This window comes from Paraburkholderia sp. (assembly GCF_028283785.1).
GTDB lineage: Bacteria > Pseudomonadota > Gammaproteobacteria > Burkholderiales > Burkholderiaceae > Paraburkholderia.
The window spans coordinates 242,713-258,196 of the sequence record NZ_JAPWKB010000002.1 but is presented as its reverse complement, the minus strand read 5'-3'; the positions used below and the strand labels follow the sequence as shown (position 1 = coordinate 258,196).

The 15,484-nt window shown below is 63.0% G+C and carries 16 protein-coding genes; 7 read left to right on the top strand and 9 right to left on the bottom strand.

What is annotated here, in order from left to right; genetic code table 11:
* Window positions 1-157: 157 nt before the first annotated feature.
* The 3 genes from PW947_RS01685 to PW947_RS01675 form a co-directional block, all read right to left on the bottom strand.
* Complete coding sequence (locus tag PW947_RS01685) at window positions 158-595, bottom strand: MarR family winged helix-turn-helix transcriptional regulator (protein ID WP_299629079.1); 438 nt, start codon at window positions 593-595, stop codon at window positions 158-160.
* 102 nt (window positions 596-697) lie between these two features.
* Window positions 698-2,035 (bottom strand): chloride channel protein, encoded by a 1,338-nt coding sequence (locus PW947_RS01680; protein WP_299629077.1) that lies wholly within the window; start codon window positions 2,033-2,035, stop codon window positions 698-700.
* 119 nt (window positions 2,036-2,154) lie between these two features.
* A complete protein-coding gene (locus tag PW947_RS01675; protein WP_299629075.1) occupies window positions 2,155-3,066 on the bottom strand; it encodes an AraC family transcriptional regulator in 912 nt (303 codons plus the stop codon).
* A gap of 97 nt (window positions 3,067-3,163) precedes the next feature.
* On the opposite strand from PW947_RS01675, the gene PW947_RS01670 reads away from it, so the two are divergent.
* From PW947_RS01670 to PW947_RS01650, 5 genes are all read left to right on the top strand, one after another.
* Window positions 3,164-3,904 (top strand): SDR family oxidoreductase, encoded by a 741-nt coding sequence (locus PW947_RS01670; RefSeq protein ID WP_299629073.1) that lies wholly within the window; start codon window positions 3,164-3,166, stop codon window positions 3,902-3,904.
* Between the two features lie 77 nt (window positions 3,905-3,981).
* Window positions 3,982-4,563, top strand: coding sequence for a sigma-70 family RNA polymerase sigma factor (locus PW947_RS01665; protein WP_299629071.1), 582 nt, complete (start codon window positions 3,982-3,984; stop codon window positions 4,561-4,563).
* Window positions 4,564-4,578: 15 nt separating this feature from the next.
* Complete coding sequence (locus PW947_RS01660) at window positions 4,579-4,884, top strand: hypothetical protein (protein WP_299629069.1); 306 nt, start codon at window positions 4,579-4,581, stop codon at window positions 4,882-4,884.
* A gap of 246 nt (window positions 4,885-5,130) precedes the next feature.
* On the top strand, window positions 5,131-6,195 hold the full coding sequence (locus PW947_RS01655) for a poly(3-hydroxybutyrate) depolymerase (protein WP_299629067.1): 1,065 nt from the start codon (window positions 5,131-5,133) through the stop codon (window positions 6,193-6,195).
* 31 nt (window positions 6,196-6,226) lie between these two features.
* Window positions 6,227-6,733, top strand: coding sequence for a hypothetical protein (locus PW947_RS01650; protein ID WP_299629065.1), 507 nt, complete (start codon window positions 6,227-6,229; stop codon window positions 6,731-6,733).
* A gap of 73 nt (window positions 6,734-6,806) precedes the next feature.
* On the opposite strand, the gene PW947_RS01645 is transcribed toward PW947_RS01650, so the two are convergent.
* The 6 genes from PW947_RS01645 to PW947_RS01620 are packed head-to-tail and all read right to left on the bottom strand — an operon-like array spanning window position 6,807 to window position 13,404.
* On the bottom strand, window positions 6,807-8,105 hold the full coding sequence (locus PW947_RS01645) for a D-tagatose-bisphosphate aldolase, class II, non-catalytic subunit (RefSeq protein ID WP_299629063.1): 1,299 nt from the start codon (window positions 8,103-8,105) through the stop codon (window positions 6,807-6,809).
* Window positions 8,098-9,081, bottom strand: a complete 984-nt coding sequence (locus tag PW947_RS01640) for a sugar kinase (RefSeq protein WP_299629061.1) — start codon at window positions 9,079-9,081, stop codon at window positions 8,098-8,100. Before PW947_RS01640 ends, PW947_RS01645 begins: the two co-directional genes overlap by 8 nt.
* Window positions 9,074-10,075 (bottom strand): ABC transporter permease, encoded by a 1,002-nt coding sequence (locus PW947_RS01635; RefSeq protein WP_299629059.1) that lies wholly within the window; start codon window positions 10,073-10,075, stop codon window positions 9,074-9,076. The genes PW947_RS01640 and PW947_RS01635 overlap by 8 nt, the downstream gene beginning before the upstream one ends.
* Window positions 10,072-11,649, bottom strand: a complete 1,578-nt coding sequence (locus PW947_RS01630) for a sugar ABC transporter ATP-binding protein (protein ID WP_299629057.1) — start codon at window positions 11,647-11,649, stop codon at window positions 10,072-10,074. Before PW947_RS01630 ends, PW947_RS01635 begins: the two co-directional genes overlap by 4 nt.
* Window positions 11,646-12,566, bottom strand: coding sequence for a substrate-binding domain-containing protein (locus PW947_RS01625; RefSeq protein WP_299629055.1), 921 nt, complete (start codon window positions 12,564-12,566; stop codon window positions 11,646-11,648). Before PW947_RS01625 ends, PW947_RS01630 begins: the two co-directional genes overlap by 4 nt.
* A gap of 22 nt (window positions 12,567-12,588) precedes the next feature.
* Window positions 12,589-13,404, bottom strand: a complete 816-nt coding sequence (locus PW947_RS01620) for a DeoR/GlpR family DNA-binding transcription regulator (protein ID WP_299629053.1) — start codon at window positions 13,402-13,404, stop codon at window positions 12,589-12,591.
* A gap of 209 nt (window positions 13,405-13,613) precedes the next feature.
* Between PW947_RS01620 and PW947_RS01615 the strand changes: the two genes are divergently transcribed.
* Together PW947_RS01615 and PW947_RS01610 are read left to right on the top strand one after the other, a co-directional pair.
* Window positions 13,614-14,192: a DUF3280 domain-containing protein gene (locus PW947_RS01615; protein ID WP_299629051.1), complete on the top strand. Its 579-nt coding sequence runs from the start codon at window positions 13,614-13,616 to the stop codon at window positions 14,190-14,192.
* 210 nt (window positions 14,193-14,402) lie between these two features.
* The gene (locus tag PW947_RS01610) at window positions 14,403-15,449 is read left to right on the top strand and encodes a beta-propeller fold lactonase family protein (RefSeq protein ID WP_299629049.1); all 1,047 of its coding nucleotides are present in this window, start codon (window positions 14,403-14,405) and stop codon (window positions 15,447-15,449) included.
* Window positions 15,450-15,484 lie beyond the last annotated feature (35 nt).

Here is a 15,484-nt window from a genome sequence, read left to right as displayed (position 1 = left end):
GAGTTTCCCAAAGTCGCGCGTCAGTCGATAGCATCGACAATGCTGCATGGAGAGAGGATTGCTGTCGAAACGCCAGGCTTCGCTTACAGAATGATCGATCGCGTTGCGCGGGCCCGTCGGCAACGTGCGGACCGCAGAGTTTCTCCCGCCGTTCCGCTCAGCCCTCGCTTTCGTCCTGACCGGGCTGGCGGTCGAACACCCATCCAAAGGCTTCGATTTCCGACTTATGCAGCGACGCAAGCCGCGCCAGACACTGCTCGCCTTTGGCGGTCAGATGAACTTCCACCTGGCGGCGATCCGCACGGCTCGCGCGGCGCTCGACGAGACCGCTTGTCTCGCAACGCGAAACCAGCGCCACCGTGCCGTGCGGTGCGGCCTGAAGCCGCTCCGCGAGTTCGCCGACAGTCGCCCATTCGCGGCCTTCGAAACCGCGCACATGCAGCATCAACTGATACTGCAAGGTGGTCACGCCTTCGTCGCGCACGACCTCTTCGGAGAATCGCAGAAACCGGCGCAACTGATACCGGAAGATCGACATCGCTTCCAGATCTTCCTTGGCCGGCATGCCTGCCGACGATTTGCCGCGTGCTGCCATTGCGTTGTCGTCCCGCTTTCGAAAGTGACGTGCGGATGCATCGTCAGCGCGATCATATATCGGGCCGACGCTCACGGCTCGCGCCACGCAAGCGCTTAGCGCTTAGTGCTTCGGGTGCGCGGGCGCGTGGTAGCGCGTGGATAGCGCTTCGTAGAGCGGCGGCGCGAAAATGCGCGACACGCGGCTTGCGATCAACGCGGTCGCCATCAGCGAAATAACGAGCGCGTGGCCGTTGATCATTTCGATCACGATCACGAACGCCGTGATCGGACTTTGCGTGACGGCCGCCAGATAGCCGACCATGCCGAGCGCGATCAGCATCGGCAACTGCATCTGCGAGAACACCAGATGCAGCACGTTGCCGATCCCCGCGCCGATCGCCAGCGACGGCGCGAACAGGCCGCCCGGCGCGCCCGGCAGATACGAGCCGACCATCGACGCCATCTTCAGCAGCGGATACAGCACGGTGATATGCGCCTGACCTTCGAGCATGTTGCGCGCTTCGAGGTAGCCGCTGCCGAACGTATGACCGCCCGACGCCACACCGACGATCGCGATCAGCAGGCCGCACACCGCGCCGAATACGACCGGACGCTCGCCGCGCAACTTCAGCACGGGCGCGGGCATCCAGCGTTTGGTGTTGAGCAGCAGCCAGCAGAAGATGCCGCCCGCGACGCCCGACATCACGCCGATCAGCACGACCGCGACGGCCAGCAGGTTCGGAAAATGTCCGGCGACTTCGATCGTGCCGAAGTATGTGTAGTTGCCTTGCAGACTGAGCGCCACCACGCCCGCGAAGATGATCGCGGTAATCAGCACGCCGCTGGTGCGCGACTCGAAGCTGCGCGTCAGTTCCTCGATGGCGAACACGACGCCGGCCAGCGGCGCGTTGAAGGCCGCGGACAGACCGGCGGCGGCGCCTGCCAGAGCGAGGCGTCGTTCGAGTCCCGCGCCTTGAATGGTGCGGAAGCGCTTCGGATAGAACCGGCGCAGGTTGTACATCAGCGCCGCGCCGACGTGGATGGTCGGTCCTTCGCGCCCGATCGTGAAGCCACCGAGAATCGCCACGAACGACAGCAGGATCTTGCCGATCAGAATGCGGATGGTCAGCAGCTTTCCGGCGATTTCGGCGGGGCCGTGCAGTGCCGCGATCACTTGCGGAATGCCGCTGCCTTCCGCGCCGCGAAAGAACCTCAGCGTCGCCCAGACGCAGATCGCGCTAACGGCGGGTGTCGTCAGCAGCGGCAACCACGGATAGCGCGATTCGTAACTCAGAAACGCCGCGTAGCCGAAGTCGATCAGCCGTGCATAAGCAACCGCGATCAGGCCGACCGCGACCGCGCCGAGCCAGAACACGCCGTAGTCGAGCCATAGACGGCGCGCGCGCAGCATCGTGCGCCGGCTCGCGCCGCGCCGGACGATATTAATCATTGTGACCATAGCCGCAAATATATCATGGCATGAGGTAATAGCCATTGGCACAGCGGCATGAACAAGAACGGATCGTGACGTGGCGCTTGCGGAGGATCGCTTCAGGCGGCGCAGATCGGTTGCACGGGTCAGGCGGGCGGCGGGTCCAGCAGTCCTTGTGCGTACTGGGTTGGCGGCAAGCCGACATGGCGCGTGAAGGCGACGCTGAACGCGCTCGCCGACCTGTAGCCGACCCGTTCGGCCACTTTCGCGACGCCGACGGCTTTCTGGCGCAGCAGATTTTTGGCGAGCGCCATGCGCCAGGACAACAGGTATTCCATCGGGGCGACGCCGACGGCGCGGCTGAAGCGCTCGAAAAACGCGGACCGCGACAGCGCCGCCGCCTGCGCCAGTTGCGCCACCGTCCACGGTATCTGCGGACTTTCGTGCATCTGACGTAGCGCGATGGCGAGCCGCGCGTCGGTGAGTCCGCGCACGAGACCGGGCGACGCGGCGGTTGTCGTCGAGCGAAGCGCTTCGATGAAAAGCACTTCGAGCAGATGCGCGAGCACGACGTCGCGCGCGGGCCGTTGCTCCAGCGACTCTTCCCGGACCAGTTTGACGAGGGTGGTCAGTCTGCGCTCGCCGCGAATATGCACGAGTTGCGGAAGCAGCGACACGAGCAGCGCCGCATCCGGCGAGCCGAACGCGCAATGTCCGACCAGAAGCTGCACGTCGGGCGGTCCGTCGGGATCGCCGAGCCTGACGCCGCCGCCGGGCTGCGCGACCGGTGCGGGGTCGCTGTCTGCCGGTTCGGGTGGTTCGAGGCTCGACATCGTGAAGTCGAACGTCTCCGGAATCAGCACGAAGTCGTCTTGCTGGAGCTGAACCGGCGCCTGTCCGTTCGCGACGAGCCGCGACGAACCGCTGAGGATCACACCGTAGAACGGTTGTCCTGCATCGCTGCGGCGAACCCGCCAGCGACCCTTGCCGCTCACCACCTTCGACGTCGTGGGAACCGGCTGGAGCAGCGTGACGATTTCCGCGAGTGGGTCGACCATAGCCGGACTCCTGCAAATGAAAAGTGGACGGTTGATTATAGCGAGTCCGGATTCAGTCGCTTATCGTGGAGGGGCGTCAAACACTAAAGGAGTTGTGATGAAAACCGTTTTGATCACCGGATGCTCATCCGGATTCGGCCTCGAAACCGCCCGATATTTTCTCGAACGCGATTGGCACGTCGTTGCGACGATGCGCACGCCGCGCGAAGTCGAGCTGCCGCACGCGGACCGGCTGCGCGTGATCGCGCTCGACGTCACCGATCCCGACAGCATTCGCCAGGCCGTCGATGCGGCCGGACCGATCGATGCGCTGGTCAACAATGCGGGCATCGGCTATCTGAATGCGCTGGAAGGCACGTCGATGGACGTTGCGCGCGAGGTCTTCGAAACCAATACGCTCGGGACGATCGCGATGACGCAGGCGGTGCTGCCGCAGTTTCGCGAGCGGAAAGCGGGCGTGGTCGTCAACGTCACGTCGAGCGTCACGTTGAAGCCGTTGCATCTGCTGTCCGTGTACACCGCCAGCAAGGCCGCGGTCAACGCGTTTTCCGAATCCGTCGCGCTGGAACTCGAACCATTCGGCGTCAGGATGCGGGTGGTGTTGCCGGGACGTGCGCCGGAAACGCGCTTCGGTGAAAACGCGCGGTCAAGAATGCAGGGCGGTTTTCCAGACGCGTACGCCGGGCTCGTGCAGCAGGTCTTTGCTCAATGGCAGCAGGAGTCGGCGATCACGCATTCGATCGACGTGGCGGAAGCCGTGTGGCGCGCGGTGAACGATGCGTCCAGCCCGCTTCGTATCGCGGCCGGTGCCGACGCGGTTGCGCTGGCCGGCGCGTAGTGAGCTGAATCGATACGGGCCGGTGAAATTTCTTGAACCGGCCACAATATTCCCGATTCTGAAACGTCTTCAGATCCATGGAACCGCCGCCCACCCCACACACGATGAGTGAACGAGACAGCGATATTGCCGCGACCGTCGTGCGTGAGCGCTCGAAGCTGGTGAATTTTATCCGGCGTCGGGTTCGCGATCCGTTCGAGGCCGAGGACATTCTTCAGGACGTGTTTCACGAGTTCGTGCAGGCGTACCGGCTTCCAGCACCGATCGAACAGGCCGGTGCCTGGTTGTTTCGGGCCGCCCGCAACCGGATCATCGACCGGTTTCGCAAGAAGAAGGAAGTGTCGCTCGCGACACTTGCCGACGACGGCGATGACCCCGGCGACGACTACCGGCTCGATCTCGAACTGCCGTCCGACGATGCCGGTCCCGATGCACTTTACGCACGCGCCGTATTACTGGAAGCGTTGCAGGAGGCGCTCGATGCGTTGCCGGCGAATCAGCGCGAGGTGTTTATCGCGCATGAACTGGAAGGCCGCACGTTCAAGGCAATGGCCATCGAGAGTGGAGTGACGGTGAATACGTTGCTCGCGCGCAAACGGTACGCGGTGTTGCATCTGCGGGCCCGGTTGCAAGTGGTGTACGACGAACTGGATATCTAAAGGAGTCGAGGAAACATGTATCGAATCAGATGTGCCGGCAAGCTGTTGCTGGTGGTGGTCGGTGTCGCCGTGCTCGGTTGGGCGGTGATGACATTGTGGAACTGGGTGGTGCCTGCGTTGTTCGTCGGCGCGCTGCGGATCGATTTCGCCCATGCGCTCGGGTTGCTGGTGCTGAGCCGGATTTTGTTCGGCGGTTTTCGCGGACACGGTCGCTGGCGCGGACGGCGTGACTGGCGCAAGTGGGAAGCGATGACGCCGGAAGAGCGGGAACGTTTCCGCAGTGCATGCCGGTCGCGCTTCGGCCGACGCGCGCAAGACTGAATCGCCATCGCTGGATTGTCATCGCGTGAACGCCGGTTCGTCCGGCGTTCGTGTCGTCATGGCCCCGTGCCACCGGCGCCGCCAAAAATACCCCTTGCTGCACTGCGCAACGTCGCCTATACCAATAGGGCACCGCAATTTGTGAAGTCAGTCGCGACGTCGATGAGAGAAATAAGCGTGTCATAAATTGCCCTGGCGTTCTATCGCGAGGCGGCATGGCTGTTCTGTTCAAACGGGGGCTTTCCAATGAAAAGCGACACCAGTTCGAAGATCGTGCCACTCGGCACTTACAACGTTCAGAAGGGCGACAGTTCGATTTCCGGACTTTCTTCGGGCGCGTTCATGACGGTTCAGTTGCATCTCGCGCACTCCGCGAGTTTTTCGGGTGTCGGCGTGATTGCGGGCGGACCGTTCCGGTGCGCCGAGTCGTTTCGTGACGCCGCGCCGCTCGCAGAAGACGCGTATGTTCAAAACGCCGAATACATCTGCATGAGTCCATTGACGGCGCAGACCGGTCCGAACGCGCTGAAACTCGTGCAACTCGCCCGCGATACCGAACGCGACAGAATGATCGATCCGCTATCGAATCTGAAAGGCGACCGCGTCTATCTGTTCACGGGTACGCACGACACTGTCGTCTATTCCGATGTCGTCAAATGCACGCGACGGTTTTACGAGTTGCTGGGCGTGGCGTCGGAAGACATCGCATTCGACGACACCGTCGCGGCCGGCCATTCGATCGTCACGGAGAATCCGGAAGACTCGATGCTCGGCGCGAATCAGCCGCCGTATATCAATTGCGGCAAGTTCGTGCAGTCTCACCGGATTCTGAATCACATCTACGACGACCTTGCGCCGCCGTCGGCGAATCTGAAGGGACGCTTGATCCGCTTCGATCAAACCGAGTTCTTCGATGGTCCACGCGCGAGCATGAGCGAATTCGGCTATGCGTACGTGCCGTTCGAGGTCGAGCAGGGCTCCCCGGCGCGTGTGCATATCGTGTTGCACGGCTGCAAGCAGGGATACGGTTACGTGAATTTTGTCTACGGCCGCGCCGATCAGGCCAATCAGGCGCCGTATGGAAACCGCTATATCACGACGACCGGCTACAACGAAATCGCGGACAGCAACAACATCATCGTGCTCTATCCGCAAGCCACCGGCGCCGATGGCGGCGGTCTGCAAAATCCGGACGGATGCTGGGACTGGTGGGGTTACACGAGCGAGCAGCCGAACCAGCCGGATTACTACTCGCGCGATGCAATCCAGATCAAGGCGCTTCACGGAATGCTCGACCGGCTTGGCGGCTGAAGAGCTGACCGTCGTACACGAGGAGACAGGCATGAACGAGATGACGGTAACGCCCGCGTCACCGATATCGCCGGTGTCGCTGATACCGGCCACGAACGCGGTGCAGGCCACCGCGCCCGCAGCCCACGCCGCGGCGATGCAGGACGCGATGAAGACGCCCGCGTTGCTGGGCGGTTGGGCGGTGCGCGGCGCGACCAACGGCCTGAACACCGCGAAGCTGTTCGCGGTCGGCATGGATATGCAGCGCTGCAACGAGTTGCTGGAGATGCAGACGGCGATCGTGAAACGGCTGATGTTGCAGCAGCAAACCTGGCTGGAAGGATGGGCTGGCCTGAACCGCGAGCGTGCGCAGATCAAGGGCGCCAATACGGTGTCGAAACTGGTCGAGCAGGAGTTCAATCTCGTCGCGCAAGTAGGCCAGCTGTTCATCGATCAGACCACAGCGCTCGTCGCCCTTCAGGAGAACATCGAAATCTCCTATTCGTACTGGCTGAGCGAAAAGCTCGGACCGCTGTTCTCGTCCGCAAGAGCGACCTGAACTCGCGCATCGCGGCGACGGGCGCTGCATGCCCGCGCCGCGAGCGGAATCGCATTGCGGATTCACATTGCGCTTACTTCACGCCGCACGCCCGCGCATAACTGCGGATCACCTCGCGCACCTTGCTGCGCACGATACTCTCCGGCGAACCGTCGATCACACCGCGCCGCAGTTCCCAATACTGGGTCGGCAAAAACTGGCTCAGCAGATTTTCGGGGATCGTCACGCGCGCGAGATTGGTCAACAGCTTGCGCGCGGCCGCGTCGATATCCGCGTCGGCCCAGTAGTAGCGGACGCGGTCGCTATAGCTATAGGTTCGCAGCAGGCGCGTTGTGCGTGCGTCGCCGTGATAGTACTTTTCCCAGTTACCCGGACGACGCAACATCACGGACTCAACGACGTCGCGCAATGCCGACTGCTCGTCGTGCGGCAGCAGATCCGGCAACAGCGCGGCTTCGATATCGGCGAGCGCGTAGAGTGCCTCGCGCAATGCAAACGTGACGCCCGGACCCACTTTCAGAATCGCGAAACCGTCACGCACCAGCGCGTCGAGTGCGTCGGGCGTTTGATAATCGGTCGAGTGCGCTTCGAAGACCATCCCCGGCATGTCTTTCAATGCATCCGACAGACCGGTCGCGAGCGCCGGTCGATAGTCGATCACTTTCGTGTGGTCGAATTCGACACCCGGCTGCACGACCAGCGCGATCACCCGTTGCCACGCGTCGTCCAGATTGCGCGCGCGCCATGCGTCGCAATGCACGGCGACGGTTTCGAGCGCCGCCTGGCGGCTCGTGACATCGACGGTATTCAAGGTTTCGCTGGCGCCGCCCGGCACCGGCACCTCGGTGCCGACCACGTAGACGGGCGGCTTGCCGTTGCCGAGCCGGGCCGCGGCTGCTTCGGCGACCGCGCACAAACGCGACGCGCGCGCGGCAACCACGCTGTCCGATAACCGCTCGGGATCGCCGCCGCAGGCCATGCTGGTATCGAGGTGGATTTTCGTGAAACCGGCGGACACGTACGCGTCGATCAACGCATCGGCGCGTGTCATCGCTTCGTCGGCGGGCAGGGCGCGCCACGCGTTCGGTCCGAGATGGTCGCCGCCGAGGATCAGGTGATCGCGCGGAAAGCCGGTGTCGTCGGCGATCTGGTGGACGAAGCGGACGAAGTCGGCCGGCTTCATGCCGGTGTAACCGCCGAACTGATCGACCTGGTTAGACGTCGATTCGATCAGCAACGGCGTGCCGTCGTCGCGCGCCTGTTCCATCGCGGCGGCCAGCACCCACGGATGAGCGGAACAGATCGAATAGATTCCCTTTAGCGAGGCCGCGGCCGGATGGCCGTTCGACAGACGCGCGACGATGTCAGACATGATGAATCTCCGTATTCGCGATGAATGCTTCGAGTTCCGCGCGTGTCGCGGTGCCTTCCATCGGGCCGCGCACGGTGACGGCGCGCGCGCCGCTCGCGCACGCGTAGCGCAACGACTGTTCGACGCTCATGCCCTGCGACCAGCACGCGATATAAGTCGCGCCGAAGCAGTCGCCCGCGCCGGTCGGATCGATTTCGTCCACCGCGAATGCAGGCAGGTGAATCTCGCGCGTGCCGTCGTAAAAGCTGCATCCGTCCTTGCCGCGCTTGACGACCACTTCGCGTACGCCGCGTTCGAGCAGTTCGTCGATCGCGCCGCGTTCCGAACTCGCGCTCGCCAGCAGCGTCACTTCATGGCCGCTCGGCAGAAACACATCGGTGTAGTCGAGAATAAAATCGAGCGCCTCGCGCATCTCCGGAATCCGCAGCATTTCCTTGCGGATGTTCGGATCGAAGCTGACCGTGCCGCCTTGTCCCTTGACCGTTTCGATCATCTTCTTCATCGCTTCGATAATGCGAAACGAGAACAGCGACGAACCCATCACGTGAAAATGGCGGCAATCCTTCAGTTGTTCGTCGCGGATATTGGCGACCGAAAAACGCGCCGATGCGCTGTTGGTGATGTTGAAGATGAAGTCGCGCTCGCCGTCTTCGCGATAGGTGACGAACGCGCTGCCCGTCGTCGCGCCCTTGATGACGGCGATCCCGGATACATCCACGCCGTCGTCGCGCAGACGGTCGACATTCAGCGTGCCGAAATCGTCGTCGCCGACGCAACCGATCATCGCGCAGCGGCTGCCCATATGCGCGACCTGGTCGATGAAAATGGCGGGCGCTCCGCTGGCGTACGGACCGATCAGCGTGCCGGGACGGCGAAACGACTGGCCCCGTTCGGTGGCCATGATCTCGACGAGAATTTCGCCCATCGTCAGGATGGCGCCGTCCGCTTTGGCGGAAGTTTTTTCCAGATCACGCATGGCGTTTCTTCGTTTGAACATCGATACAGACGGCGACCAGAATCACCACGCCTTTCACGATGAGTTGGTAGAAATAGGGGACGCTCAACAGGTTCATGCCGTTGTTGATCACGCCGATGATCAGCGCGCCGATCAAGGTGCCGACGATGGTTCCATAGCCGCCGCTCAGGCTGGTGCCGCCGAGCACGGCCGCGGCGATCGCGTCGAGTTCGTAGCCCATGCCGGCGTTCGGTTGCGCGGAGTAGAGACGCGACGTCATCAGCACACCGCCGATGCTCGCCATCAGCCCCGAGATCATGAAAATGCCGATCCGCAACCGGTTCACGTTGATGCCCGAATACAGCGCCGCTTCACGATTGCCGCCCGCGAGATACGCCTTGCGGCCGAACACGGTGCGCGACAGCACGAAGTGGTTGATCAGCAGCAGCGCGGCGAGCACCCAGATCGGAAACGCAACGCCGAGCAAGGTGCCGTTGCCGAGTGCCGCGAACCGGTCGTCGTCGACGGAAATCGGCAGGCCGTCCGACGTGATGTAGGCGAAGCCGCGAAACACGCCCATCGTCGCCACGGTGACGATAAACGACGGAATGGTCAGCATCGCGGACAACGCGCCGTTGATCCAGCCGAGGACGAGTCCGGCGAGCATCGCCGCACACACCGCGACGACAGGATGCAGGCCGTGCTGCATCGCATACGCGGCAATGCTGCCGACCAGCGCCATGACCGCACCGACCGACAGATCGATATCGCCGAGCAGCAGCACGTAGGTCATGCCGAAGCCGAGAATCGCGATGATCGACACCTGCATCACGATGTTCAGCAGGTTGTTCATCGCGAGAAAGTTCGACGACAGCAGCGCGAACAGCACGCATAGCGCAATTAACCCGCAGACGATCCCGCCGTAATGACGCAACAGCCGCGAGATCGCGCCATGCGCGGGCGACGCGCTGCGTTTGGCGGTTTGCGGGTCCGCTTGAAGAGAGGTGGATTTCATGACTGCATGGCTCCCGTTGCGTACGACATCACGGTTTCGGGCGTCAGGCCGGCCGTGTCGAACTGTTTGACGATCCGTTTTTCGCGCATCACCGCGAGGCGGTCGCTCATCGCGAGCGCCTCGGGCAATTCCGACGAGACCAGCACGATGGCCGTGCCCGCTGCGGCGAGTTCGCGAATCACACGATAGATTTCGAATTTCGCGCCGACATCGACGCCGCGTGTGGGCTCATCGAGAATCAGCAGCTTCGGCTTCAGCGCGAGCCATTTCGAAAACACGACTTTCTGCTGGTTGCCGCCGCTCAGATCGCCGACCCGTTGATACGGACCGTGCGCCTTGATGTTCATCTGCGTGATCGCGGCGGCGGTTTCGTCGTCGTCGAAACGGCTGCGCAAGATTCCGAAGCGCGAGCCTTTGCGCTCGAAGCTCGCCATCGTCACGTTCTGCGCGATCGAGTGCATCAGCACCAGACCCTGGTGTTTGCGGTCTTCGGTGACGTACGCGATGCCGGCCGAAATCGCATTCTCGGGCGAGCGCAGTTTCACGCGTTTGCCGTGCATGACGACGTCGCCCTGCGGTCGTCCGATACCGAACAGCGCGTTCATCACGTCCGAGCGTCCCGCACCGATCAAGCCGAAAAAGCCGACGATCTCTCCGGGATGCACATCGAACGAAATGTCGTGGAATTTGCCGTCGAGCGTCAGGTTGCGCACGTCGAGCAGCGGCGCGTCGCCCCTGACGAACGGCGTGGCGCGGCGCGGATACACGTCGTTCATTTCACGGCCCACCATCAACGCGATCAGTGCGCCGATGGTCGTGCCGGCCTTGTCTTCGGTGGTGATATAGCGGCCGTCGCGCATCACCGAAATGTCGTCGGAGATGCGCATGATCTCGTCCATCCGGTGCGAGATGTAGACGATCGCCTTGCCGCGCGCCTTCAGCTTCATCACGATATCGAACAGCACGTCCGCGTCGCGGTCCGACAGCGACGAAGTCGGTTCGTCCATGATCACAATATCGGCGTCGCGGCTGAGCGCCTTCGCGATTTCGACCAGTTGCCGCTGTGCCATCGACAGGCGCGATACGGGCGCGGCGGGATCGACGGGAATGCCGAGTTCGTCGAGCAGCTCGCGCGTGCGGCGCATCAGCTGACGGAAATCGACGATGCCGAAGCGGCGCGGCTCGTGTCCCGCGAAGATGTTCTCCGCGACGCTCAGGTTCGCGGCGAGGCTGAGTTCCTGATAGATGATCGACACGCCGGCCTGCTGCGCGTCGGCCGGGCGGCTGAACGACACGGGCGTGCCGTTCATCAGCAGTTCGCCGCGGGTCGGCTGATACACGCCCGCGAGGATTTTCATCAGCGTGGACTTGCCCGCGCCGTTCTCGCCGAGCAGCGTGTGAACGCGGCCGCGCCGCAGTTTGAGCGACACGTCCTTGATCGCTTCGACCGGCCCGAACGACTTGGCGATACCGCGCAGTTCGAGCAGCGGCGCGACCGGGCTTGCGCCCGATGCGCCGGCCGGCGGCAATGGCGAGGCCGGGACGGCCCGGCGGGCATCGGCGCGCGCGTTCATTTCGCGGCTTGCGTCGCGTTTTCGTGCAGATAGACGCCCGGCGTCACCGGAATCGTCTTCGCGACGGTTTGTTTGGCCGCGACCTTGACGGCGGTATCGACCGCGAGCGCGCCCATCTTTTCCGGATACTGACGAATCACGCCAACGAAGTTCGGATTCTTGTCGACGGCGGCGCGCGCTTCGGGCATCCCGTCGAAGCCGATCACCTTGACATGGTTGCCCGCCGATTTTCCGGCTACTGCCGCCGCCATCGCCGCATCGTCGCCGAAACCGAAAATGCCGTCGAGATCAGGATGCGCCTGCAGCATGTTCTGCGCCGCGCTCAACGCGTCGGCGCGCGTGATGCCCGGCTGCACGGCGACGACCTGCACGCCCGGACACGCGCCGAGCGCCTTCTTGAAGCCGTTCACGCGATCGATCACCGACTGGATCGTCGGATAGTCGATGATGCCGACCTTGCCTTTGCCGCCCAGCACCTTGCACATCAACTGGCCCGCGCTCTGACCGCCTGCATAGTTGTCCGTGGCGATATGCGACGCGACTTCGACGCCTTGCGCCTGAATATCGACGGTGATTACCGGAATGCCTGCGTGTTCGGCGGTCAGCACGGCGGCCTTGACGCCTTTCGAATCGACCGGCGACAACACGATCACATCGACCTTGCGCGTCACGAAGTCCTGCACGTCGGCGATCTGCTTGCTCAGGTCCTGATTGGCAATCGAAATATCGAGCTGTGCGTGATCTTTCGCCGCTTCCTGTTTCATCGCGTCGGCGAGCGCGACGTAGAACGGATGCTGCTGGGTCAGCAGCGACACGCCGATTTTCACGTCGGCAGCGTGGGCGGCGGGCGATGCCGCCATCAGCGTGGCGGTCGCGATGGTGGACAGCATCGCCGTCAATGAAGTGCGCTTCGTCATGGTGTCTCTTCCTTTGAATGGATCAGTGCGCGGCTTGCCGGAATTCGAGAATTCCGTTTTCGCGTCGATGTAGGTGAAGCTGCTTGCTGGGAAACAGGTCCATCGTCGGCGGGTCGATGCCGTCGTCGATCACGACGCGGTCGAGGTCGGCGAGATTGCAGAACACATGGCCGTCGCGTTCGGACAGACGCGGCTGCCACGCGACCACCACGCTGCGCGTCGCGGTCGCGATAGCGGCCTGGAACACGCGTGCGAGGCCGGGATCGGCGCACAACAGATTGCCGTCGGCGTCCAGTCCGGACGCTTCGAGGATGCATAGATCGAGCGAGCGCGCGCTGACCGAGCGTTCGGCGTCGGGGCCGGTCAGCACGGTGTTGTTCAGGTCGAGGTGGCCGCCCGTCAGTTGCAGTTCGCAATGGATGAAGCGCTGCGCGGTCTGCGCCATCGCGATGTCGTTGAGCAGCAGCGCAAGATTCGCGCAGTCCGACAGCAGCGGCAGCAGCTTGTGGACGATCTCGCCCGCGCCGAGAAACACCGACGCGTAATCGCCGACCGAATCCGCCGCGAGCCGCGCGACCGCCATTTCGCCGGCTTTCCGCGTTGCGAAATCCGATAGCGGCGTCAGCACGCTTTCATCGGCACGTTGCGCGAGATAGCGGGCCTTGCCGAACGAGCGCACCAGATAGCGCTGCTCTTCCAGATACGTCAGATCGCTGCGGATCGTCACGCTGGAGACGTCGAACGCCTGGCTCAGTTCCTCGACCGAGACTTCGCCGCGCTTGCGAACCATCTCGACGATTTGCAGCCGCCGCTTCAGTGAACTCTTGCTTGCCAGCATGTCTCCGCTCTTTCCAAAGGTGCTTTCGTTTCGAAGGAGTTTAGTTTCGAAAAGAAAGTCGGTCAAAGGAATTGGGCCGGGCGGGTCTCAAGGTTTTCCCTGGCGGCGAATCAGGCGCGGGGACGCACGGAAATTGCAAGCCGCTACGCAAAACCCGGCCGTCGGCGAACGGCTCGACCCGAACCGCAACCCAAAACGAACCCGCGAACATGTCACGATTGCGCCGCACACTCGTCCTGCTGGCAGTCGGTTGCAGCGTCGTCATCGCGGCGCTTGACGTGCGCGCGGAAGATGTCGGACAGGTCGCGCACGCCGTTGCGCCGGGCGGTCCGTTGCATTCGATCGCGATTCCCGATTGCACGCTGATCGACGACAACGCGGCCTATAACGACGCCGACACCACGCGCACGCAGGCTGTCCGGATCGGGATGATCAGCGGCGAACTGCGGGCGCAACTGGCCAGCCGCGGGTTGTATCGCGTCGCCGACAACACGCCGGCCGCGCCGCTGATCGCGCGGCTGCAATCGTCGCAAGACCTGAATGCCTGCAATGGGTGTGAGCGCGAGATCGGTCGTGCGCTCGGCGTCGAGCGTGTCGGTCTGTGCTGGGTCCAGAAGATCAGCAACCTGATCCTCAATATCAACCTGCGTGTCGAGGATGTCGCCAGCGGAAAGACGCTGTTTCAGCGCTCGGTCGATATGCGCGGCAATACCGATCAGTCATGGCGTCGTGCGTCGAAGTCGTTGCTCGATCTGCTCGAAGCCGACAAGGATGCACAGTCACGATGACGGCGCCGTCTCCGGATCGCTTCGCGTCCGCGTTATCCGCGTTATCCGCGTTATCCGCGTTGTCCGCATGTGCGTCGCGCCGCAATTCGGGAGATTCTCCCGACGCGCTCCATTGTCAAGCGCTCCTCCGATGCGCTAATTTGAGCGTTGACCTGCGGACAGGCCAAACCGGTACGCCATACAACGTCGAAAAACACGCTGGAGACAACCATGCATTTCAAGTATTCGGCTACGCATCTCGCGCTGCTGTCCGTCGTCGTCGCTTACGCGGGCATCGCGCAGGCCGCGCCGACCGCATACGTGACGAGCGAGACGGCCGGGGTCGGCGTGATCGATCTGGATCAGATGACGCTCACCCGAACCGTTTCGCTAGGCGATGACGGTCCTCGCGGACTCAGCCTGAATGCGGACGGTACGCGGCTCTACGTTGCGAACAAGAAGACGGCCGATCTCGCGGAAATCGATACGGCGTCGGGCAAGGTCACGCGCCGCGTGAAGATCGGTCAGAACCCCGAGTTCGTGCGCGTGCGCGGCAAGTACGCGTATGTGACCTACGAGCCCGGCGAAACCGGCGGGCCGCCGGGAGCAGGCGGCAAGGACGATGACGACGACGCGAACAAACCGCCGGCCGAAATCGCGGTGGTGGATCTGAAGACCTTGAAGGTCTTGCACTCGGTCAAGAGCGGACACGAAACCGAAGGTGTCGAGTTCTCGCCGGACGGCACGATGCTGCTGGTCACCAACGAGGGCGACGACACGGTGTCCGTCTATCACAGCGGAACCGGCAAGCCGCTTCGCACGATCAAGCTCGACAAAGGCTCACGGCCTCGCGGCATTCGCGCGACGCCCGACGGCAAGCAGTATGTCGTCACGCTCGAAAACACCAATAAATTCGTCGTGCTCGACGGCAAGAGCCTGAAAACCGTGAAGACCGTCGATACGAAAATGGGACCGTACGGCCTCGCGTTCGATCCGACCGGCAAGCGTCTGCTGATCGCGGCGTCGCGCGACAAGACGCTGCAGGTTTTCGATGCGAAGACGTACGAGCACATCAGCGATGCGCCGGTCGGCCAGCGTTGCTGGCATTTCAGCTTTACGCCGGACGGCTCGAAGCTGCTGATGGCGTGCGGACGCTCGAACGCGGTCTATGTGCTCGACGCAACCAGCTACCAGACGCTGAAGCAGATCGGCGATTTGCCGCTTGCGTGGGGCATCGTCACGTATCCGCGCAGCGCGGGCTCGATCGACACGCGCTGAACGCGCCGGAAAAACCGCACCAGGACCGCGCTGCA